This window comes from Kribbella sp. NPDC104218, from assembly GCF_055584105.1.
Window position 1 is genome coordinate 2,505,195 of record NZ_JBVJMQ010000001.1, and the last position, 21,514, is coordinate 2,526,708.

Here is a 21,514-nt window from a genome sequence, read left to right on the forward strand (position 1 = left end):
CCGATCCGGACACGTCAGCGAGCGTCCGCGACGTCGACGTACGCACAACCATGGGCCAGTAGGAACCGCAGATCCCCGAGCACCTCGGCGGCGACGTCACCTGGATCGACCGGTTGGTCGAGCCGGCTGACCACCGAGGCCCGGACTTCGCAGCTGTGCCAGATCGTCGGCGCCAGCGATCCCCACTGCCACAGCTCGTAACAGGTCGGGTCGAGCAGGGCGGTCGCGCCCAGGCCCGGCAGCCCGACGGCGTGCAGGTCAGGCTGGTCCGGGCTGTTGCCCAGGCCGACGAACTGGATGTCGATCCGGTTCGCCGTCAAGAACTCGGTGTCGGTCGCGGAGACGGTCGCGATCAACCCGAGGCTCGCCAGCTCTTCCAACTGCTCCGGTACGTCGGCCAACCCGGCCTCGGCACCGGCGGCGAGGATGTGCTCGACCGTCCACGGTGCTTTGCCGTTGTCCGGCGTACCGTGGCTGAGAACCCAAGCGCCGAAGGTGTCCTCGGACAACTGATGCAGGCGCCAACCGCGGCGGACTGTCCGGAACTGCCGTCCGGCCTCGTCGGTCCGCAGCCCGGTGTAGTGGCCGATGGGATACAGCGTGGTCGTCATCAGTGGGTCCGCCGATCGAGGTAGGCCGCGCGGACGCAGAGCAGCCCGTGGACGGAGGTGAGGACGCCGGCCAGGACGCGGTGCGGATCCGTCTCGTCGGCGGTGGTGATCCCCGCCGTCCGGGCGACCTCGGCGGCGTCCTCGCAACCGGCCCACAGCTGAGGTGCGAGATGAGCCCAGGTCCAGACGTCGTACACGGCGGTCGAGACCTGGACGACGGGCTGGTTCAGCAGGCCGATGTTCTGCATCCAGGGTTGGTCCGGATCCGGTCCGAGACCGGTCAACAACGGGACCAGCTGATGGGTCTGCGCGAAGTCGGTCGCGTCCTCCGGGTCGACGGCGGCCAGCAATCGGTCGGCCTGTAACTGATCGACGACCGCGGCCGCCTCGGCCGGGTCGATCCCGAACCGTTCCGCGCCGGCGATCAGCGATGCCCGGGTGGGCTGATCGCGATCATCGATGCCGTGCGCAAGCATCCAGACGGCGAACTCGACGTCGCTGAGCTCGGCCAGGTCCGCGCCGGCCCGCACCTGGTGCCGGCGGTCCGTCCCGCCGGCGGCGTACCGGGCGCCCAGATCATGTCCGATCGGCAGCAGCAATGCGTCCACGGCGTCCTCCTTTTCCTTCTCTGCCAGCACGTTAGGTCTGCGGACGACGCTGTCGAGGGGCGCGGCAGGAACAGGACGCGGACCCCTTCGGCGCCCTGCCCGGCGGGCACGGTGGTGTTGGCCCTCCGTGGTCCCGCGAAGCCGCAGAGCAAGGAAGAACCCCATGAACATCACCGGACTGCTCCGGGTCACGGTCGCCGCGCCGCAACGCCGGCTCGACCTGGCCCTGCCCGAACAGGCCTCGGTCGCCGAGGTCCTGCCCGGCCTGCTCACCAAGGCGGGTGAGCACCTCGCCGATCAGGCCGCGCCCGACGGCGGCTGGGTGCTCCGCCGTGCCGACGGCGCCGAGCTCGCCCTCGGTCGCACCCTCGGCTCCCATCGGATCCGGGACGGCGAGATCCTGCACCTGGTGCCGCGGGAACTCGACTGGCCCGAGCTCGAGTACGACGACCTCGTGGACGCCGTCGCCGCCGGTGCCGGGAAACTCGGCGCGATCTGGACCGCTCGGCACACCCGCTGGGCCGGGCTGATCGGTGCCGCGCCGGCGCTGCTGGTCGGCCTGACCGCGATCCTGCGGCACGCCTCGCCCTGGGCCGAGACCGCGACCTGGCTGCTGCTCAGCGCCGTCCTGCTGATCGCGGCCGGAGTCGCGCTGGCACGCGTTGTCGGGGACTCAGGTGCCGGTGCGCTCGTCGCCGGCTTCGGACTGCTGTTCGCCGGGCTCGGTGGGCTGTTATTGCTGGCCGGCGCGGACCGGTGGCCGGCGATCGGCGCACCCCAAGTGCTGGCCGGCGGCACCGCGCTGATGCTGGCGGGGATCGCCTGCTATCTCGGCGTCGTCGACAAGGCCACCCTCTTCGCGGGCGCGACGAGCACCGGGCTGCTCGCGCTGATCGCCGGCTGGCTCGGTACGGCGGACTCGCTGGACGGGCCCGATGTGGCCGCTCTGGTCGGCGCGTCGGCGTTCGCGTTCTCGCCGTTCTACAGCCAGCTCTGCCTGCGGCTCGGCCGGCTGCCGATGCCGATCCTGCCGCGGACGACGGCCGACCTGGTCCGCGACGACCCGCAACCCGCTCGCCGCGAGGTGTACGGCGCCGTCCTGCGCGCGGACGGTCTGCTCACCGGCCTACTGATCGGAATGGCACTCACTGTCTCGACCAGTCTGATCCTGCTGACCCTGGACCGCGGCGTCTCGGCGAACCTGCTGACCGGACTGCTCGCGGCCGGATGCTTGCTCAGGGCAAGGATCTATCCGGTGGTCAAACATCGACTGCTGTTTCTGCTCCCGGGCCTGGTCGGGCTGGCCTGTCTGGCGCTCGGTCCGCTGAGCCGGAGCGCCGGCGATCCGATCACCGTGGTGGTACCGCTCGCGATCCTCTTCGCGGCCGCCACGATCTTCTTCGGGCTGCGCTACAGCAGCAAGCTCCCGAGCCCGTACCTCAGCCGGTACGCCGAGATCCTCGAAGTGCTCGTCACCTTGTCGCTGATCCCACTCGCCTGCTCGGTGCTCGGCCTGTACGCCGTCGTCCGGGGCTGGGGAGGCTGAGATGGCGACCAGGAAGGATCAGCTGCAGTCGCACCAGTTCTCCGTCCAGCGGATGGTGTCGGCCCTCGTCACCCGGGAGACGGATCCGGAGACGCCGCCGTTCAAACGGGTCGGGCTCTCGGCCATCTGGAGCGTCGGCGTCCTGGTGCTAGCGCTCGCGGTCGTCTGGGTCTACGGGATGATCGTGCCCGGCGGGAACAAGGTGTGGAGCAAAGGCGACGGCGTCATCGTCGAGAAGGAGACCGGCACCCGGTACGTCTACCTCGACCAGCATCTGCACCCGGTGACCAACTACGTTTCCGCACTGCTTGCCATCGGCAAGAAAGGTGAGACGCGCCGGGTCTCGCAGAAGTCGCTGGCCGGCGTCCCGCGGGGGCCGCGGATCGGCATCCAGGATGCTCCGGACGCCTTACCTGCAGCCAAGAAACTGCTGACCGGCGCCTGGACGCTCTGCTCGCAACCCACCATCGATCCTGCCGGCGCCCGGAGCAGCGAGTCCGTGCTGATGATCGGCCAACAGCCCGCCGGCGGGCAGGCCCTGGCCGACTCGGTGATGCTCGTCGAGGTGATCGGGACCGGCGACCGCTACCTGCTCCGCAACGGCTACCGGCATCGCATCGTCAAGGCGGACGCCGTCTCGGTCGGCCTGGCGCTCAATTCCAAACCCTGGGCCAGAGTCGGCTCGGCCTTCGTCGACGCGCTCCCGGACGGCGAGCCACTCGCCCCGATCAAGATCGGCGCCATGGGCAAACCGTCGTCCGCCGTCCCAGGCCGGAAGGGGACCGCGATCGGGCAGCTCTTCGTCGTCCACTCGTCGGGTGGCGGCGTCCAGCACTACCTGGCGACGAAGGACCGCCTGCTTGCGATCTCGGCGCTGCAGTTCGACATCCAGGCCGAGTTCCCGGCGACCGCCGCGGCGTACCGAGGCAAGCGACCCAAGCCGATCGAGCTCACCCCCGCCGAAGCCGTCACCGCCAACGACCCCGACCCCACCGTCGAAGAGGGCATGGCGCCCCGCAGCCGCCCCACCTTCATCGCCCCCCGCGACGGCCTCGGCACCATCTGCGCCACCTTCGCCCCCGGCACCACCCCGCCCACCATCACCATCGACCCAGCCATGCCACTCCGCGACCCCATGACCGTCACCCCCAAAATCGGCCGCCGCGGCACCGCCCTCGCCGACCGCATCCTCATCACCCCCGGCACCGCCGCCGTAGTCCGCGCCGCCCAATCCGACCGAGCCCCCAGCGGCACCATCTCCGTCATCACCGACACCGCCCGCGCCTACCCCCTAACCACCCCCGACCTCCTCCCCACCCTCGGCTACGAAAACACCCACCCCACCCCCATCCCCGCCGCCCTAATAGCCCGAATCCCCCAAGGCCCCGGCCTATCCCCCCAAGCCGCCCGACAACCCACCCCCTAACGGAAGAACGGAAGAACGGAAGAACGGAAGGACGGAAGAACAGAAGAACAGAAGTACAAAATCGCGGCTGTAGAGGCTGGGAGGCCGCGTCTTCTGAGACATGGTGAGTGGAGCACGAGCGACTGCCTGCCGCGCATGCGCGGGTTGACCTCACCCGAGCAGGCAGGTAGGTGATCACCGAACGCGGCTGGAAGTTCGTGCCGGACGGATTCACCTGGTACTCCGAGGCCCAGCCCCGCAGATTTCGAAGCCGGCTGTTGTCGAGTTGCGTGAGTGCCTTGAACTCGGGGCCGGTTGATTCAGATCTGGGAAGGGTAGTCAGAGCGGCATGAGCGACGCTGACGGGTTGGTCATCGAGCGGCATGACGCAGTTTCAACGGCGGAGCTGAGGGACGACGTTCTGCCGGTGTACGCCGCATCGCATGAAGATCAGATGCTTGATCCATGGTTTCACCCGGATCAGTTCTGGGGCCGGTTGATCGAGCTGTACCTTCCTGGTCGTGACTTCGAGCTGGTCGCCGCGCGAATCGACGGCGCGATGGTCGGCTATGCCTTCGGTAGTCCGCGGGACCGGCACGGCGCGATCTGGGATGACCTGCACGCGACTTACCCGGGCTGGGGCGTCCCGGTGGAGTCCGTCCCGATGTACATGTTCCGCGAGTTTGCAACTCACCCTGAGTACCAGCGGAAAGGCGTTGGGCGCCGAGTGCATGATGCCCTGCTTGAAGGTCGCCCCGAACCGGTCGCTGAGCTGTTGGTGCGCAAGGACAACGTGCCGGCACAGGCGGCGTACCGGTCATGGGGCTGGGTGCAGCTCGGCGAGAAGCAGCCGTTCCCGGACTCGCCGGTGTTCGACCGGCTAGTGCTGAAAGCTCCGTTCCCCCTCTAGTAAAGCAGCGCAATAGTAAGAAGAACTGCGATTTTCCCAGGAAACGTTGGGGTTGTAACCGTGGTGATGGATCGACAGCGACCCTGACCCCGCGTGCCGAAGGGCCCGACTCGGGTGTTGAGTCGGGCCCTTGGGGTTGCTTAGTTGGCGTAGCGCTGAGGGGTGGGTGGGGTTACTGCCTCTGACTGTTCGACTTTCCAGAGGTCCTCGTCGAGTAGTTGGAGGGTTTCGGTTTGCTGGTTCTTCTCCGGGCGGCGCCGGCTGTTGACGGGGACTGTCGGGAACGCGCCGGGGAGGTCTCGACCGGAGCGTCCTCGGAGTTCGGATGGGACTCCTGGGGTGTCATCGCGACGGTCGCGTTTGCGGCCGGTTGGGCGGATGGCGCCTGCGCCGGGTTTGCCGCCGCGACCACCGGCCCCGGCGCCGGCTGCACCGCCGGGGGGCATCATCGGCGGGGGCATCCCGCCGCCGGCGCCACCTGGAGCAGCGGTGGACGCCGAACCGAGTCCGTTCGACGGAGTCGGGGCTTGCCCTCCGCTCAAGCCGGACGGCGCTTGGAGGGCTTGGGCGGCTCGGGCGACTTGGTCACCGCCGAGAGCGCCCGGTAAGCCGATGCCGGGCTTGCCGACGCCCTTGATGCCACCTAGGCCGCCGATGCCGGCTCCGCGCGGCAGACCGGCTCCGCCGCCCCTGGGGCCACCAGCCGGCGGCACTCCGATCCCGTTCATCGCCGGCGGTCCAGCCGGCCCGATCGGGTGCGCAAGGTCCGGCAGGACCGGCGGCGTCAACGGCGGCAACACCGGAGGCTTCGGCAACGTGGTTCCCGGCGGCATCCCCGCCAGCGAAGGCCCGCCCGGCGGCGTTCCGCCTGGGGGCATTCCGCCGGGTGGCATTCCGGCCGGTGTCTCGGCGGGGCCGCCCGGCGCGCCGGGGTCGGTTGGCGTCTCGCCGCCGGGAGCGGTTGGGGCGGTGGCTGGGGTGTCGCCGGGTGCGTTCGGTGCCCCGCCGGGTGGCGCGCCTGCGTTTCTGTTGTTGGGCGCGGTCGGTGCGCCCTTCGGCCCGCCCGGTCCGTCCCAGCGCAGCCTCTCGGCCGTCCCCAGAATCGGCTGGCCTGTGGTGTTGTAGTGCGCTGCCAGCAGGTTGAGTTGCTCACCTGCCGCCACCACCGGGGGCCGGGCAGCGTCGGTGGCTCGCATCTCGAACTCGGCGTCGAATGTGGTGACCGTGTCCTTGTACTCCTTCACGAATGAGCGGAGCAGGTCCAACGCGCTCTTGGTCACTGGATGGATCGAGTCGATACGCGCTGCCAGTTGCTTTAGCGACGCCGGAATTCCGCCGCCGTCCATAGCGCCCAGATCACCTGCCGAGATGGCGATCTCGTCGTGGTTGCTCTGCAGCGACCGGACCGAGGCCTCGGCGTTGTCGCGGTAGACATTCGAGTCCTCCGGACTGCGCCACTTCTCGTCGAGCAGGTCCGCGTTGTAGGCCCGGAACGCGACTGCGGTGCGTTGCATCCCGGCCGCGGCGGTGGTCCACATGTCGGCTGCTGTGTTGAGCGGCTGTACCAGCGCCTTCTCGGACTGGGCGAAGTTGTCGATGGCAACCATCGCCGCCAGCAGATCGTCCAGGAGCATCGCGCTCCGGGCCGCGGCCGCATAGTCGCCTTTGGCGGCCGAGCCGGCGCCTTCGCCCCCGGCCGGAACAGCTTCGAAACCAGGCATCAGATTCCTCCCCGGCCGGCGGCGTTCTCGGCCGCGATGTTCGCGAGGACGAAGTCCGGGTCGAAATTGATGTCGATCGGCGCCGGCGCATCGGATGGCTCGAGCAACGACTTGGCCCGTTGCGTGGTCAGCTCGTGCAGGCTCTGATAGTTGGCGAAGATCGCCGTCAGCGCCTGCTCGTAGCCCTGCATCCCCTGCGACGTCTTCGACATCACTTGGGCCAGCACGTCGCGGGCCTGTCGCTCGACTTTCATGAACGCCGCACCTTCCGGCATGGTTCCCGCGGCGGCTTCCGAGACGGACAGTTTCCCGGTTGCGGCGACCGCATTGGTCATCGCTGCCTGCGGGCCCATCCGGAACTTCAGCACGAACGGCTCGTCGAGGGTTGCGTTGACGTTGCCGCTGTTGTCCAGTGCCATGGTTTCTCCTTTCGTTTTCAGTTCGTCGGGTCGTCCGACGGGGGTTGGGTCAGTTGGATCAGTTGGGTGGTGCCTTGGCGGCTGACGAGCCAGCCGCGGCCGGGGGGCATGGGCTGGGCGCGGAGGCCGCCGAGGAGGGGGCCTTCTTCGCGGCTGCCGGACATCAGGAGGCCGGGGGAGCCGACGTCGCGGATGCGGGCCAGGACGGGTTCGAAGAGGCCGCGCATGGCGCCGCCGGTACGGCGGGCGGCGTAGATGCGCAGGCCGATGTCGGCGGCTTGGGGGATGAAGGGAAGGAGGGGCATCAGGGGGTGTGCCTCGGAGGAGGCGACCAGGTCGTAGTCGTCGATGAGGACGAAGATGTCCGGGCCCTCCCACCAGGAACGGTCGCGGAGCTGTTGCGGGGTGATGTCGGATCCGGGCAGTCGCTGCTGGAGGATGTTGGCCAGGCCGGCGATCAGCTCGGCCGTGGCCTGGTGATTGCTGCCGTAGCCGAGCAGGTGGTCGCTCTCGACCGCCCCGAGCAGGCTGCGGCGGTGGTCGATGACCAGGATCCGCGCCTCCTGCGGGGTGTGCGTCTCGCGGATCCGCGTCGCCAGCGTCCGCAGGAAGCCGGACTTCCCGGCGCCGGTGTCGCCGAGCAGGATGAACGTCGGGTTCTGCACCGGATCGAGGAGCACCGGTTCGAGGCTGCGCTCGGCCACGCCGATCGCCAGACCGTGCTCCTTCGAGCTCACGCCGTCGGCGCTCGCGTAGCTGACCTCGGTCGGCAGCAGCTTGATCGTCGGCGCGGCCTGCCCCGGCCACGCCTGCCGGACGACGTCCACCAGCGCGGCGAGGCCGACCGCGACGCGTTCTTCGCTGTCTTCCAGCCGGGGCGCGGCGATCAGGAAGTGGTGCCGCGAGGTCAGGATGCCGCGTCCGGGCGCCCGTTCGGGGACGAGCGCCGCCGTCCGCCGATCCACCAGCGAGTCGATCGGATCGCCGAGCCGCAGTTCGAGTTTGGTGCCGCACAGGTCGCGGATGTTCGTCCGCATGTCGAACCAGCGGGCGGCGGTGATGATCAGGTGGACGCCGTACGCGAGTCCGCGGGTGGCGATATCGCCCAGCGCCTGCTCGAGGTCGTCGAAGTCGTTGCGGATCGTCTGCCAGCCGTCGATCACCAAGAACACATCGCCGTACGGCGAGTCCCCGGCCCGGCCGGTCCGGCGCAGCTCCCGATAGGTCTCCATCGAGTCGACGCCGGCCTCGGCGAACGCGCGCTCCCGCTCGGCGATGATGCCGAGCAGTTCCAGGACCGTACGGCGGACGGCGTTCGTGTCCTGCCGACCGGCGATGCTGCCGACATGCGGCAGCTCGCGTAGCGCGGTCAGGACGCCGCCGCCGAAGTCGAGGCAGTAGAACTGGACCTCCTCCGGCGTATGAGTCAGCGCCAGACTGGTCAGGATGCTGACGACCGCCGTGCTCTTCCCGCTCTGCGGGCTGCCCGCGATCGCGACGTGCCCACCGGCGGCGGACAGGTCGAGCGTCAGCGGATCGCGGCGCTGATCGAGCGGCTTGTCGACGACGCCCGCGACGACCACCAGGCGGCCAGGCTGGACGGACGGCGTCCCGCTCTGGTCGCCGAAGCCGGGGAGCAGATCACCCAAGGCCGGCGCCTTGTCCAGCGGCGGCAGCCAGATCTGGTGCGCGGGGTCGCCCTTGCCGTCGAAGCGATCGACGAGGACGTCGAGGAGCGATTCGCCGACGTTCTCATCGAAGACGCCGTCCGGATCGGTCGGCTCGTCCTCGGTGTCGTCCTCGAGGATCGGTGCGACGTACCCGCTGGAGTAGTCGAACAACTCGACCGAGTTGTCCGGGGTGACCTGCAACCCGCCGGCAGTGGGACGGCGATGGACGCCGGACACGTACGCGGACCGGAAGCGATCCATCTGCTCGGTCCCGACCCGGAGGAACCCGTGGCCGGGCGCCCGCGGCAGATGGAACGCGTCGTTGACGCCCAGCACCGTACGGCTGTCGATATCGGAGAACGTCCGGAGACCGATCCGGAACGACAGATGCGTCTCCAGGCCGCGGAGCCGACCCTCTTCCAGGCGCTGGCTGGCCAGCAGCAGATGGACGCCGAGCGATCGGCCGACCCGACCGATCTGGACGAACATGTCGATGAAGTCCGGCCGAGCGGTCAGCAGCTCGCTGAACTCGTCGCAGATCACCAACAGGGTTGGAACCTCGGGCAGCTGCGCACCGGCCGCGCGCGCCTTCTCGTAGTCCCGTAGCGAGGAGAAGTTGCCGGCGGTGCGGAGCAGCTCCTGGCGGCGGAGCAGCTCACCGTTGATCGCGTCCGTCATCCGGTCGACCAGGTGCAGCTCTTCGGCAAGGTTGGTGATCACCGCGCTGGTGTGCGGCAGCTTGTCGAGCCGGGTGAAGGTCGCGCCGCCCTTGAAGTCGACCAGGGCGAAGTTCAGCGACCGCGGCGGATGCGTGATCGCCAACGCCAGGACCAGCGTGCGGAGCAGCTCCGACTTGCCGGAGCCGGTCGCCCCGATCAGCAGGCCGTGCGGGCCCATCCCCTCCTGGGCCGATTCCTTCAGGTCCAGCTCGATCGGCTGGCCGTCGGCCCGGAGTCCGAAGCGGACGCGGAGCCGGTCCCGGCTCGGCCGCGGCAACCAGGTGTCCTCGGGGTCGAAGTCGTACGGGTCGCCGAGATCGAGCAGCTCGGCCAGCCCGAGGTCGGCGCTCAGCGGCTGATCGCCCTGGGCGCCCGCGGTCAGCCGCAGCGGGGCGAGCTGCCGGGCCAGGCCTTCGGCGGTCGTCAGGTCGAGCGCGTCCGCCTGACCCAGCCGCTCGTCGCCGTCCATCGTCTCGGCCTGAATGTTGCCGTCAGCATCGATATCGAGGCTGATCGCGGTCGAGTCGATCGCTCGCGGCGGCATCAGGGTCAGGTCGAGGACCGTCACGCCTTCGACTCCGGAGCCGGCCAGCAGGTGATCCGAGCCGTCGAGGTCACCGCCATCGAGGACGACGACCAGGTGCGGGCCGGTGACCCGGGCCGCCGTGTCCGGATCGAACCGGGGCCGGTCGGCGATCACGTCATCCAGCAGCGCCTCGATCGCGGTGATCGAGGAGGCGATCAGACGCAGTGGCCCGAGTGCATCCGTGCGTTCCGGGTGCAGTGCGTGCGGCAGCCACTTCGCCCATTCCCAATCACCGCGGTTCTCCGGCGCGGTACAGACGGCGATCCGCAGATTGTCGGGGGCCTGGAACGTCGCCAGCTGGGCCAGCATCGCGCGGACCAGACCGATCGAGCGCTCCCGGTCGCCGGGCAGGTAGATCCGGCTGAACCCGGTCACCGCGATGGCCAGCGGGAGCCCGGGAACGGCGGCGTACGTCGATACGAACCGCCGCAACGCCAATGCGGACAGAGGTTCCAGCCGCTCGAGCGGTTGCGTGTCCGGCGGGACGACGGACGTCGCCGGGTTCTGGGCACCGACGCCGATCCGGGTGACGCCGAAGTCGCCGTCGTCCTGGCGGCGTTCCCACAGGCGATAGCTGGCCGCGAGCGCCCACAGCGAGTCGGGCTCCGGGTGGTGGTAGGTCAGCGTCTCGCGCTGCTGATCGATGGAGCGCCCCAGGCGCAATCGCTGCTGGGCAAGGTGTCGCAGGTAGGTCCGCCGGGCCTGCCCCATCTCGGACTTGCCGCCACCGGTCCGGCTGAACATCGAGACGACGATCATCGCCACCATCGCGAGCCCGAACAGGCCGAAGATCACGTACCGCAGGCCGCTCGCGACGCTGCCGGTGAACATCAGCATCATCGCGCCCATCATCGCGACCATCGGCAGCACCATCAGCATCTGCGCCCACTGCCGGCCGCCGGGCTCCGGGACCTCAGGAGGTGCCTCCAGCAACAGTTCGCCCGTGGGCAGCTCCGGAGCCGGCCGTCGCATCGGCCGCCGCACCATCATCGTCGCCATCGTCATCTGCCTTCCGTCGGACCTGTCCTCTGTGATCTTGCGGCGGCCGCGCACTGTTGCGGGGCGGTTGGCAGGAAGGTGTCGTCACCGGTCCGCGGCGGCCGTCGGTTCCTACGGTGTGACTGGAAGTTCCAACCCAGGAAGGAGAAAGTGATGGCCGGACCCTTCATTCAAGGTCTCACCGAGGAAATGGCGCACCACGCCAACCAGACGAGCCAGTACGCCCAGCTGCTCGGCGACAACGTTCGCCGCTCGGAGGGCGCCACGCTCGACCTCGGCGCCGCGATGCGCGGAGAGGCCTACCAGGCCAACGTTCAGGGCCACGACAACTGGTCGCAGTCCGCGGCGATGCGCGGCCAGATGCAGGCAGAGGTGCAGGCCGACGGCACCTCGCAGATCGGCGGCCACTACGGCCAGCTGAGTATGAACAACGTCCAGTCGCTGAACGCGGCGCAGCCGACCGCCTGAGCGACAACCCTTACCCAGAAAGGAAACGACCCCGATGCCTGAGATCTTCCAGCAGTTCGGCGGCATGCTCGACGCCGCGCACTCGTACCGCACGATCGGGCAGGACCGGATGGCCGCGGCCGAGGACCAGCTCAGCCTGGCCAACGGGCTGTCGTCCGGCGCCTGGATGGACTCGTCGTTCGACGACTACTTCGCGAACGTGAACATCCAGGTGAACCAGACGACCGCGCACGCGAACGACGCGGTCACCCGTGGCAACGTCATCGACCAGTGCCAGATGGACGGCCAGGCGACGCTGGCCACCTGCCGTGGGATCGCGGCCAGCCTGCGCGTCTGATCCCCGCAACGGATGAGCCCCAGCCGATCCGGCTGGGGCTCATCTTGTGCTCAGGCTCAGTCGCGGCGGGTGAAGAGGAACTCGGGTGGCAGTTCGGCGTCCCGCGGTGCGGTGCGATCGATCGTCGACCGCCGGACGGCCCAACTCCGCCGGCGACCGACTGTCAGTAACACGCTGACCAGCAGGACGATCAGAGCCGCCGCGGTCGCAAAGATCGTCAGGTCACGTGCGGTGCTGCCTTGCCCGCTCCACCAGGCGCTGTGCGCCAGCTTCGCGGCGTCGACCGGTGGTACGGCGGCGGCCGGCATCGGTTGCGCAGCGCCTTTCGGCATCGCCTCGGTGACTGCCCGATAAGGATCGACGATTCCGGCGCCGTACTCCTGACTGTTCGCGCCACCGCGTGCGGGACTGGCCGTTGCCAGGAGCCGTTTGATCACGTCCGCGGCCGGCATCGACGGCCACGCGGCCCGGACGAGCGCCGCCGTCCCAGTCACGTAGCCGGCGGCGAAACTGGTCCCGGACTGATAGGCGTGGCCGGCGATCCGCGTGCTGGTCAGGACCGAGTCGCCCGGGGCGACGAGGTCGACGTACCGGCCGGTCTGCGACGCGTCCATCCGGGCGCCGTTGATATCGATCGAGCCGACGCCGATCACGCCGGGGTAGTCGGCCGGGTACGAGCGCAGCGGACCGGCCGAGTTCGCCTGCTGGTTGCCGACCGCGGCCACGACGACGACGTCCCGGCGGACGGCGTACGCGATCGCATCCCGGACCGGTTTGTCGTCGCGGGTGCCGGCGATCGACAGGTTGAGCACACGAGCGCCGTGGTCGACCGCGTAACGGATGCCGTTGGCAAGGATCGTCGGCGGGATCTCCTCGGTGCGGCCGGTGTTGTCGGCCTCCCGCTCGCTGACCTTGACCGGCAGGATCCGGGCGCCGGGTGCGATCCCGCTGAAACCCAGACCCGCTTGGCGATCGGCGGCGATGATCCCGGCGATGCCGGTGCCGTGGGAGACGCAGTCGTAGCTGCCTGGGAGCTTGCCCTGGTGGTAGAAGTCCCGTCCGATCAGGACTTTGCCGCGTCTGCGGAGCTGCGGATGGTCGCGGTCCACACCGGAGTCCACGATGCCGACGGTCACGCCGGCGCCGGTGCTGAACGGCCAGGCCCGCTCCGGCTCGAGCAGTTGCTGGGCCCACGGCAACAACCGCTCGACCGGGTGCGCCGGCTCGGCGCTCCGGCAGGCGCCCTTGGGCGGCGCGGCGCGCGCCGTCGACGCGTCGATGAGCGACAGCGGTGCGATCAGGAGCGCTGTGGTGACCAGCGCGGCACCGAAACGTGCGGGCGTCATGGTGTTCACCCGCCCAGCGTGCGCGGCCGCGCGGCAGCCGCCCGGGTCGTGGCCGGAAGAGGTCAGCGCCCGTGCGGGGTGCGAACGCGCTCGGAGACTGGGGCCATCCGAACAAGGAGGCGCAGATGCCGGACTGGCAGCACGATTCCTCGATCGACTGGTCCTGGGTCGGGAAGTTCGACGAGTTCGAGCGCGAGGCCCAGCAACTGCGCCGATCCGTTCAGGACACGATCGGCGTCGCCGAGTCGCCCGACGGTCTGATCGAGGCGAAGGTCGGCGTCTACGGCGAGGTCCACGAGTTGTTTCTGGACGCGCGGGCGCTCCGCGAGCCCGACGCGGCCGCGCTCGCGGACCGGATCCGCGCCGCGATCAACGCCGCCGGCCGGGACGCGCAGGACCAGGTCCGCGGGATGACGAAGTACATCGACCCGGACGCCGACGATCCCGCGGAGCTCGCCTTCGGCTCCTTCCTCGGGCTGCTCGGCAAGGCGGCGAAGGAGACCCGGCGATGAGCGGCGACTTCGACATCTTCCCGGAGGAGGCGAACACGATCGTGCTCCGGTTCGAGGCCGTCGGCAAGGCCTTCGCCGAGACCTGGCGCCGGATCGGCCCGGAGATGCTGCGCAAGGAACAGGAAGCCGGCGGCGGCATCAACGAGGAGAGCGTCGCGTTCCGGGCGACGTACAACGAGGCGAAACCGCTGCTGGAGGAGGCTTCCGACGGCGTCGGCTCGAACTTCCACGCGATCGCGGCGACCGGGAACAAGATGATCATCCAGGTCGCCGAGATGCATCAGCTGCAGACCGACCGGCTCCGCCGACTCCAGTGATCCCCGAGCCGAACACCTACCTGTGGACGGAGCTGCAGCGCTTCAGCGACGCCTACATCTTCCCCCGGACGAACGAGGACGCCGTCCGCGACCTCGGGAACCTGTGGAACGACATGTCGGAGGCGCTGAAGACCGCGCTCGGCGACGCGGGTGCGGTGAACGGCTCACTGGCGATGGCCTGGAAGGACTCGCTGGCGGTCGGCTACCGGTACGACGTCGACCAGATCGTCAACGGCGCCGAGGGGTATCAGACGCTGGTCAAGGCGTATTCCGATATCGCGCAGCTGTGCTGGGGGCATGCGAAGACGGTGGCCCAGATCAAGAGTCAGATCTGGTCCGAGGTGATCATGACCGGGGTCTTCTTCTTCGCCACCCTGCTGCTGCCGCCCGGGATCGGGACGCTGATCCAGGCCCAGTTGCTGCGCACGCTGGTGACCCGGTTCTCCTCGATCATCCGGTCGGCGGCCGGGCTGGCCCGCACGGCCGGCCGGTCGCCGCTCGGCAACCTGGTCCGCGAGCTGGGGCAGGAATCCATCGAGGAGTCGATCACCCAACTCGTGGCCAACGGCATCGATATCGCCCGCGGCTACGAGGACAAGATCGATTTCAGGCAGCTCGGGGTCGCGGCGGCGGCCGGGCCGCTCGGCGCGGGAATGGGCAAGATCATCAACCCGGTCGGGCGGATCGGCAGCGCGCCGGCGCTCCGGATCGCCGACACGTTGCGGATCAGCGGCCGCGCCCGCGATGTCATCGGGATGTCGGGACACACCTTCGTCGTGAACGGCATCACCTCGCCGGTCTCGAGCCTGGCCGCGCAGTCGGCGTTCGACGGGACGTTCTTCGAGAAGAACCTCTTCGACTACGTGCACGCGGTCGCCACCGGCGGCCCGATGGCCGGCCTGCTCGGCGCCGGTCGGGTCGGCGCGGTGCACACGGCCGACGCGATCGGCCAATGGGCCGGCGGGAAGCTCGGCATCCAACCGCAGAACATCACCCTGGACACGATCCCGCCGGGCGGCGGTCCGCCGGGCCCTGTCGATACCCCCGTCGTACCGGGTGCTACCGACACCGCGACGCCCGCGACGCCCGGGACTGCCGAGGCGACGCGGCCGGGTGGAGCACAGCTGGGGAGTGCGCCGGGTGCGCAGGCGGGTTCGTCCGGGGGGACGGCGAGTGGGAACGGGGTGGCGGACTTCGACGGATCCAGGTCGGGTGCCGTGGCGGATCATGCCAATCCCGGTCGGCAGGGCGGGATGGACGCCGACGGGCACACCCAGCGGCAGCAGAGCGCCGAGCAGGAGCAGGTGGTGGATGACACCACCGACGCGGTGGACGACTCGGCGTCCGGGCTCGAGACTGGCGTTCCGGAGGGGGAGCAGACGGCTGACATGACCACGCAGGACGTGGCGTCGGCGGTGCCTGGGGACGGTACGGAGGCGTCGGTCGAGGATGCGGACCCGTCGGTGCCAGGCGAGCAGTCAGGGAGCGACGTCGCGGTGGAGGGGCCGGACAGCGGTGCGGTCGAGCAGCTGAAGGCCGACGGGCCGGACGGCGGCACGGTCGAGCAGTTGTGGGCGGACGGCGGCCTGGTTGAGCAGCCGACTGTTGAGGGGACGGACGGACAGCTGACTGTCGAGTCGGGGCTGGTGGGGACGCCGCCGCGTGCGGACGCGGTCGACGCCCGGACTCCCGAGAGCCGCGCAGTGGAGCCCAGAGCAACGCGGGTGGGCCGAGTGGGCGCGGAGGAGCTGGCAGAGCCTGGAACGGCCGCTGTGGACGATGCCGGTGCCACGCCAGCGTCACAGGATCGCACGGATGGCGATCAGGTCACGGGCGAGGCAGTGGTCGTGGAGGAGCTGGCAGAGCGTGGAACGACCGCTGTGGACGACGCCGGTGCGACTCTGGCGTCAGAGGACCGCACGGACGGCGCCCTGGTCACGGGCGAGGCAGCGGGCGTGGAGGAGCTGGCAGAGCGTGGAACGACCGCTGTGGACGACGCCGGTGCGACTCTGGCGTCAGAGGACCGCACGGACGGCGCCCCGGTCCTGGATGAGACCGTGGTTGAGGAGTCGACGGCCGAGGACCTGGCGGTTGCTGAGGTTGCAGTTGATGAGTCGGCGGCGGAGCAGGTTGCTGCTGTTGCGCCGGCTGGGCCGGTGTTGGCGGCGGAGAGTAGGGCGCCGGGGCGGGGGCCTGATGGGAACGCTGCTCGGCTTCCGGGGTTTGTTGCGGATGGGCCGGTTCGGGAGCATCGCGGGGTGCTGCGGGTGGCCGCTGAGCTGGTTCGGTCGCCGGTGCTGCGAGTGTTTGCGGATGTTCGGGCGATCGTGCCGACCGGGCCGGCGACGATCGACCTGATCACCCGGACGGGCAAGCGAGTGGAGGCGCTGCTCGAGGTTGGGCCGGTGGCCGACGGGCATCCGGCCGAGTTCAGGCTTGCTGCTGATGGGTCGCCGCGCGTGGTGGTGCGGATCTCGGAGCAGATCAAGGACGCGGATATCGGACGGGCGCTCGTCCACGAGCTTCGGGAGCTGGGGCGGCGGTTCGACGGTCGATCGGTCGACGGGCCGGCGTTCGATGCGCACCAGCACGGCCGACTGGGCGAACTGCTGTACCTCCACGACGAGCTGATGCAGGAAGCGTCGCCGTCCGAGGCTCGGCGGACGGAGTACGCGGCGAAGATGCGGCAGTTGCTGGACGACATTGAGCTGTCGCGGCCGGAGAGCGATGAACGGCTCAAGGAGCTGAACGTGCGCGACCGGGCCGGCGTCCGGCGGGCTGCTGCGTTTGCGCTCGACCCGACGCCGGAGGCCGCGCCGCAGGAGGCTGCGGAGTTCGGATGGTTCAACGAGGCCTCACCGGTGGTCGCTAACCAGGAGACCGGGCCGACGGCGGAGATCACGCCGTGGGTGTCCAGCGGCCTGCCTGGACAGGACTCCGAGGTCGGGCCGAACTGGGCGCGTTGGGTGGTCGACAAGGTGACCGGGTTCCCGCGGATCGCGGAGGCGCGGTTGTTCGCGGACTTCGGGCAGACCCGTCGTCCGAGCGCGGATCGGGCCGAGCGCAAGAGCGCCGTCGCCCGCGGTAAACCACAGCCGGGGGCCCCGAAGGACGATGGCGGGCACGCGATCGCGTGGCGGTTCTTCGCGAAGGTCGCGGCGACGATGAACTACTTCCCGCAGGCGGGCAGCTTCAACAAGGGCGCGTTCGAAAGCCTGGAGAACGAGATCGGCGACTGGCTCGCCCAGGGCTGGCGAGTGGACCTGAAGGTGTTCTTCCCGCCGAACGAGCCGCGACCGACCTCGGTGACCGTGGTGTACGCCGTCTCGGACCCGGCGAATCCGGAGCACGTGATCTGGACCGGCGGGCGGACCTGGGAGAACAGCGCCGTCCCGCACCGGGCCGAGCTGGACGGGCCGAACGAGACGAAGCTCCCCTTGCCGAGACGGCCCGGAGCCACCCAGAAGCGGACGGACGCGCAGTACCAGCGGTACCAGAAGCGGAGTATCGAGGCGTTCGACCCGGATCGCAGCAACCTGTTCGAGCCGGACGACCCGACGGTGATCGGGAACGCGGAGCGGCTCGGGCCGTTCGAGGCGGCTGGTGAGGTCAAGGATCACCAGCAGCTCTGGACCCGGATCATCGCCGAGCTGGGGCTGGCGAAGCTGGCGCAGTTCATCGACGTCCGGTGGATTCGGATCGCTCCGGACGGGCGGTCGCTGATCCTGCAGCCCTGGTCCGGTGGGCCGATCACGGTGCGGCTCGAGATCGGGCCGGTCGCGGACGGGCACCCAGCCGAGGTACGGCTGCGGTCGCGGCACCGGCTCGCGGTGGTGCGGATCTCCGAGCAGATCGAGTTCGCGGACGTCGGGCGGGCGCTCGTCCATGAGCTACGGGAGGCCGGGCACGCGTTCAGCGGACGACCGGACGCCGTTGCGCGGTTCTCTGATCACCAGCAGGGCCGAGTCGGCGAGCTGCTCTACCTCGATCACCAACGCCGAATGGCCGATGCCGAGGGCAACCAACAGCTGCGGGCCTGGTACGCCGAGCGGATGCGTGAACTGTTGCACGACCTCAGCCTGCAGCGGGCGGCCGATGATGCGCGCGTCGATGCGTTGGAGCGGCACCACGACCGAGCCGCCGTACGCCGAGCCGCAGCCGCCCTGGACCCGGTGACGCAGCCGATTCCACTCGATCCACCGACCGTGCCTACGCATCCGGTTGTGGAGCAGCCGACCGTCGGGATGCTTCGGGGCGTCGTCCGGTCGTTGCTGCATCTGGACGGGCTGGCTCGCTGGTTCGCGGATGTCGGTCAGGTCGAGTACGAGATGACTGCCGCGCTGAGCGATCCGGCCGTTCTCGCGGCCGCGGGCATCACCGCCGTCCAGCCTGGGCCCGGCGGCCTCCTGCACCTGCAGTCCGCGCACGGGTGGATCACGGTCGAGCTGCGGGCGGGCGAGGTCGCGCGCGGGTTGGCCGGTGAGTTCGTCGTGGAGCTCGACGGGAGTACGCCGGTCCAGATCGTCGTGTCGAGTCGGGCGGCGGACCGGTCGGTGGCTCGGATCGTCACCAATCTCCTGAGCCAGTTGGTGAATCTCGACAGCACCGCCGTCCCGAATGTGCTGGAGGGTGGAAGTCAGGTGAAGCGGCCGGTGCCGTTGAGTCAGCAGGACAACGGGCGGTTGGCCGAGGTTCGGCTGCTCAACCATCGCCTCGCGACCATGTCGCGCGCACGGCTGATCGAGCGGTTGCACCTCCGGACCGAACTGCGGGCGCTGCTTGAGGAGCTGGCCGTCGTCCGCGGGCAGAAGGAGGCGTCATTCCGCCGGCTTGCGCTGTCGGACGCCGATGCTGCGATGCTGAAGCGGCATCTGCAGGGTTGGCAGGTCGGCGATACGCGGCTGCAGCAGCGGACCTATCTGCGGCGCGATGCGACAGTTGGGCTGCTGCCGACCGCGGTGGCCGCGGCCGGCGTCTTCATCCTCACCGGCAACGTTGGCGCCGCGCTGGGCACGTTCCTGCCGACGGCTGTGGTGACGGCCGCGTTGGCGGTCGGGCAGCGCTGGCTGGACGCCGCCAAGCAGTGGGCCGCCGACGAGGGCGGCCGGAAGCGCAAGGCCGCGCACGCCAAGAGTCTGCCCAGCATGGCCGATGCGATCGAGGCGGACCCGCGCACAGTGGCGGGGAAGCCGCTGCCGGAGCTGAAGGGGAAGGAGCTGATCCCGGCGCGCTGGCGGTACCTGGTGAAGATCTGGGTGCCGGCTGGGCTCGGAGTCGGGACGGCGTTGCTGCTGACGCCGGTGTTCCCGCCGCTGCCGGTCATCGTGGGGACGCTCGGTGTCGCGGTGCTGCGGAGCTTCACCGAGCGGTACAGCGACAGCCGGAAGAAGGAGCTGGAGACGCTCCGGAACGAAGAGATCGCGATGCGGATGGCGGCCGATCCAGCGGCGTACCACAACCAGCTCGGGGACTGGCTGGCCCAGCTGTACGAGGCGATCACCGGGCGCCCGGGTACGTTCGCCATCGGCCGTCCGGACGGTTCGCTGCCGTCACTGGACGAGGAGAGTGTGTACTCCGACGCGCCGGACCATGTCGGGCTCGCCGCCCGCCGTGCCGCTGGACCTGCCCAGCCCGGGGCGGACCCGGACACGACGTCGCTGGGTCGCCAGCTCGACGAGATGGCGGAGATGCTCGTTCTGGGCATTCTGACGATGGCGGCGTCACTGGTCGCGTCGGGCGTGACTAATGCGGTGATTCAGCGATTCACCGATCGGGCGAGTGCTGCGGTGTCGGAGTACAACTACCAGGTTGCGGGCGCGCAGGAGGCGCAGGAGGTGAACGCGGCGCTGGGGCAGCTGTTGCAGGAGGCGGTCGCGTTGTCTGAGCTGGCGTCCCGCCTCCGGGATGGGCCGCCGGTACCGGAGCGGCTGGCGGACCGGACTCTCGACCGGTTCCGGGGCCGGTTTCCGGTCGTGCCGCAGCCGCCTGCGGTTCCGGACCCACACGGTGGGCCGTCGGGGCGGAACCCGCGGTGGGTGTTCGCGTTGTACGGCGCTGGTTCGGTCGTCACCGCTGGGGTGTTTCTGTACGTCGACAGCTTGGTGCAGCTGGGGCCGACGGCGTACATCACCGTTCTGTTGGCCGCTGCTGCGCAGCTGGTCGGGGCGCCGATTGGCCAGTGGCTGTGGAACAAGGCTGATGCACAGCGGAACCTGCATCGGGCGCGGGCGGACAACAAGCGCGCGCCGTCGCGGCAGGCGGTCGCTGATCAGGTCGGGCTGCTGCGGTACCAGCTGGACCGGCTCGGGCTGGCGGCCGCGGACGTGCTCGGCTCGGCGGCGGACACGGCTGAGCTGCCGGTACCGGGGAGCGATCTGAGCGGGTCGACCGATCGGGTTCGCGCGGCGGTGCGGACGGCGCGGTTGGCGATCGTGCCGACGGTCGCAGAGCGGCCGCGGGTCGGGTTCCAGGAGCGGCAGGACCTGCACGCGAGTCTGGACGAGATCGAGCAGCAGGCTGATGCGGTCGACGAACTCGCCGAGGCGGTGGAGCGACGTGAGCCGGGTGCTGACACGCGGCTGGCCGAAGCACGGGCCCGACTCGATGAGCTACTCGCGGACAACGCCGTCCATCCGGACCGGCGGGTCCGGCTGCCGGAGCTGGAGACAGTCGACCCGGCCGCCGGCGCGCGCGTGGTCGGCAACCCGCTCGTCCGAGCCCAGGCGCTCGCAGCCGAGGCCTGGCGCCGACTCATTGCCGAGCCCGAGGGGACGCCGTACCGCGTCCGCCGCGCAACCGCGCTGGACCGAGTCATCCAAGCGCTGAACATGCTGGAGGAGTTCCTCGCGGTCACCGGACCCGAGCGGCGGACGGACGGCGTCGAGGCCGCGCTGACCGAGGCCGTCAAGATGATCAACGCCTTCAAAGCCCTCCAACGCCGAGCCGGCGTAGCCGGCGACACCCTCCTCAACGACCTAGACCTCCGCCGCTACGTCCACGATCTGTTGCTGGCCCGCAACCCGCGAGCCCTGGCCGCCGCCGATACCCGAGAACTCGAGCTGGCGAACCCCCATCAGCCAACCGTCGAACTGGAGCAACCCACGGTCGAGCTGGAGCCGCCGACAACCCCATTGCCCAAAGCAACTATCGTCCCGCCGATGCCGCCACCGGAACCCGACACCGCCCCGGTCCACCGCTGGGACGGCACCGCAGCGCCTGGCACCGCCGCTGCGGCCTACCACGAACGCCTCCGCCAGGCTCGCGAGCAAGCCCGCAACCACCCGCCACCACCCCCGCCATCCGACACCTGACAACGCGCATCTCGTGCCGACCACGCCCGC

The 21,514-nt window shown here is 69.9% G+C and carries 14 protein-coding genes; 8 read left to right on the forward strand and 6 right to left on the reverse strand.

Annotated features, from left to right (window positions below; genetic code table 11):
- Nucleotides 1-14: 14 nt before the first annotated feature.
- Nucleotides 15-611, reverse strand: coding sequence for a hypothetical protein (locus ACZ6ZD_RS11890; RefSeq protein ID WP_465670980.1), 597 nt, complete (start codon nucleotides 609-611; stop codon nucleotides 15-17).
- Nucleotides 611-1,219: a hypothetical protein gene (locus ACZ6ZD_RS11895; protein ID WP_465670982.1), complete on the reverse strand. Its 609-nt coding sequence runs from the start codon at nucleotides 1,217-1,219 to the stop codon at nucleotides 611-613. Before ACZ6ZD_RS11895 ends, ACZ6ZD_RS11890 begins: the two co-directional genes overlap by 1 nt.
- 163 nt (nucleotides 1,220-1,382) lie before the next feature.
- Here ACZ6ZD_RS11895 and eccD point away from each other — a divergent pair, with 163 nt between their 5' ends.
- The 3 genes from eccD (at nucleotide 1,383) to ACZ6ZD_RS11910 (ending at nucleotide 5,080) form a co-directional block, all read left to right on the forward strand.
- The gene (gene eccD, locus ACZ6ZD_RS11900; protein WP_465670984.1) at nucleotides 1,383-2,765 is read left to right on the forward strand and encodes a type VII secretion integral membrane protein EccD; all 1,383 of its coding nucleotides are present in this window, start codon (nucleotides 1,383-1,385) and stop codon (nucleotides 2,763-2,765) included.
- A 1-nt stretch (nucleotide 2,766) separates the two neighbouring features.
- On the forward strand, nucleotides 2,767-4,191 hold the full coding sequence (eccB, locus tag ACZ6ZD_RS11905; RefSeq protein ID WP_465670986.1) for a type VII secretion protein EccB: 1,425 nt from the start codon (nucleotides 2,767-2,769) through the stop codon (nucleotides 4,189-4,191).
- A gap of 328 nt (nucleotides 4,192-4,519) precedes the next feature.
- A complete protein-coding gene (locus tag ACZ6ZD_RS11910; RefSeq protein WP_465670988.1) occupies nucleotides 4,520-5,080 on the forward strand; it encodes a GNAT family N-acetyltransferase in 561 nt (186 codons plus the stop codon).
- Between the two features lie 140 nt (nucleotides 5,081-5,220).
- Here ACZ6ZD_RS11910 and ACZ6ZD_RS11915 read toward each other — a convergent pair whose 3' ends face one another.
- The 3 genes from ACZ6ZD_RS11915 to eccCa are packed head-to-tail and all read right to left on the reverse strand — an operon-like array spanning nucleotide 5,221 to nucleotide 11,200.
- The gene (locus tag ACZ6ZD_RS11915) at nucleotides 5,221-6,801 is read right to left on the reverse strand and encodes a hypothetical protein (protein ID WP_465670990.1); all 1,581 of its coding nucleotides are present in this window, start codon (nucleotides 6,799-6,801) and stop codon (nucleotides 5,221-5,223) included.
- Nucleotides 6,801-7,220 carry a hypothetical protein gene (locus ACZ6ZD_RS11920; RefSeq protein WP_465670992.1) on the reverse strand — a complete coding sequence of 140 codons (420 nt, stop codon included), beginning with the start codon at nucleotides 7,218-7,220 and terminating at the stop codon, nucleotides 6,801-6,803. Before ACZ6ZD_RS11920 ends, ACZ6ZD_RS11915 begins: the two co-directional genes overlap by 1 nt.
- A gap of 17 nt (nucleotides 7,221-7,237) precedes the next feature.
- Nucleotides 7,238-11,200 (reverse strand): type VII secretion protein EccCa, encoded by a 3,963-nt coding sequence (eccCa, locus tag ACZ6ZD_RS11925; RefSeq protein WP_465670994.1) that lies wholly within the window; start codon nucleotides 11,198-11,200, stop codon nucleotides 7,238-7,240.
- Between the two features lie 147 nt (nucleotides 11,201-11,347).
- On the opposite strand from eccCa, the gene ACZ6ZD_RS11930 reads away from it, so the two are divergent.
- Nucleotides 11,348-11,662, forward strand: a complete 315-nt coding sequence (locus ACZ6ZD_RS11930) for a hypothetical protein (RefSeq protein ID WP_465670996.1) — start codon at nucleotides 11,348-11,350, stop codon at nucleotides 11,660-11,662.
- Between the two features lie 34 nt (nucleotides 11,663-11,696).
- Nucleotides 11,697-11,999: a hypothetical protein gene (locus ACZ6ZD_RS11935; protein ID WP_465670998.1), complete on the forward strand. Its 303-nt coding sequence runs from the start codon at nucleotides 11,697-11,699 to the stop codon at nucleotides 11,997-11,999.
- Between the two features lie 56 nt (nucleotides 12,000-12,055).
- On the opposite strand, the gene mycP is transcribed toward ACZ6ZD_RS11935, so the two are convergent.
- Nucleotides 12,056-13,345: a type VII secretion-associated serine protease mycosin gene (gene mycP, locus ACZ6ZD_RS11940; RefSeq protein WP_465671000.1), complete on the reverse strand. Its 1,290-nt coding sequence runs from the start codon at nucleotides 13,343-13,345 to the stop codon at nucleotides 12,056-12,058.
- Nucleotides 13,346-13,470: 125 nt separating this feature from the next.
- Here mycP and ACZ6ZD_RS11945 point away from each other — a divergent pair, with 125 nt between their 5' ends.
- Genes ACZ6ZD_RS11945 through ACZ6ZD_RS11955 form a run of 3 tightly spaced genes read left to right on the forward strand, consistent with a single transcriptional unit; the run spans nucleotide 13,471 to nucleotide 21,484 of the window.
- Nucleotides 13,471-13,857 carry a YbaB/EbfC family nucleoid-associated protein gene (locus tag ACZ6ZD_RS11945; protein ID WP_465671002.1) on the forward strand — a complete coding sequence of 129 codons (387 nt, stop codon included), beginning with the start codon at nucleotides 13,471-13,473 and terminating at the stop codon, nucleotides 13,855-13,857.
- Entirely contained in the window at nucleotides 13,854-14,174 is a 321-nt protein-coding gene (locus ACZ6ZD_RS11950; protein ID WP_465671004.1) for a hypothetical protein, read from the forward strand. Before ACZ6ZD_RS11945 ends, ACZ6ZD_RS11950 begins: the two co-directional genes overlap by 4 nt.
- Nucleotides 14,171-21,484, forward strand: a complete 7,314-nt coding sequence (locus ACZ6ZD_RS11955; protein WP_465671006.1) for a WXG100-like domain-containing protein — start codon at nucleotides 14,171-14,173, stop codon at nucleotides 21,482-21,484. The genes ACZ6ZD_RS11950 and ACZ6ZD_RS11955 overlap by 4 nt, the downstream gene beginning before the upstream one ends.
- Nucleotides 21,485-21,514 lie beyond the last annotated feature (30 nt).

Excerpts from the sequence above, each read along its gene's own strand:
- ACZ6ZD_RS11920 (WP_465670992.1), bottom strand. The coding sequence starts at position 7,220 with ATGGCACTGGACAACAGCGGCAACGTCAACGCAACCCTCGACGAGCCG.
- ACZ6ZD_RS11915 (WP_465670990.1), bottom strand. The coding sequence starts at position 6,801 with ATGCCTGGTTTCGAAGCTGTTCCGGCCGGGGGCGAAGGCGCCGGCTCG.
- mycP (WP_465671000.1), bottom strand. The coding sequence starts at position 13,345 with ATGACGCCCGCACGTTTCGGTGCCGCGCTGGTCACCACAGCGCTCCTG.
- ACZ6ZD_RS11910 (WP_465670988.1), top strand. The coding sequence starts at position 4,520 with ATGAGCGACGCTGACGGGTTGGTCATCGAGCGGCATGACGCAGTTTCA.
- ACZ6ZD_RS11890 (WP_465670980.1), bottom strand. The coding sequence starts at position 611 with ATGACGACCACGCTGTATCCCATCGGCCACTACACCGGGCTGCGGACC.
- ACZ6ZD_RS11935 (WP_465670998.1), top strand. The coding sequence starts at position 11,697 with ATGCCTGAGATCTTCCAGCAGTTCGGCGGCATGCTCGACGCCGCGCAC.
- ACZ6ZD_RS11945 (WP_465671002.1), top strand. The coding sequence starts at position 13,471 with ATGCCGGACTGGCAGCACGATTCCTCGATCGACTGGTCCTGGGTCGGG.
- eccCa (WP_465670994.1), bottom strand. The coding sequence starts at position 11,200 with ATGACGATGGCGACGATGATGGTGCGGCGGCCGATGCGACGGCCGGCT.
- eccB (WP_465670986.1), top strand. The coding sequence starts at position 2,767 with ATGGCGACCAGGAAGGATCAGCTGCAGTCGCACCAGTTCTCCGTCCAG.
- ACZ6ZD_RS11950 (WP_465671004.1), top strand. The coding sequence starts at position 13,854 with ATGAGCGGCGACTTCGACATCTTCCCGGAGGAGGCGAACACGATCGTG.
- eccD (WP_465670984.1), top strand. The coding sequence starts at position 1,383 with ATGAACATCACCGGACTGCTCCGGGTCACGGTCGCCGCGCCGCAACGC.
- ACZ6ZD_RS11930 (WP_465670996.1), top strand. The coding sequence starts at position 11,348 with ATGGCCGGACCCTTCATTCAAGGTCTCACCGAGGAAATGGCGCACCAC.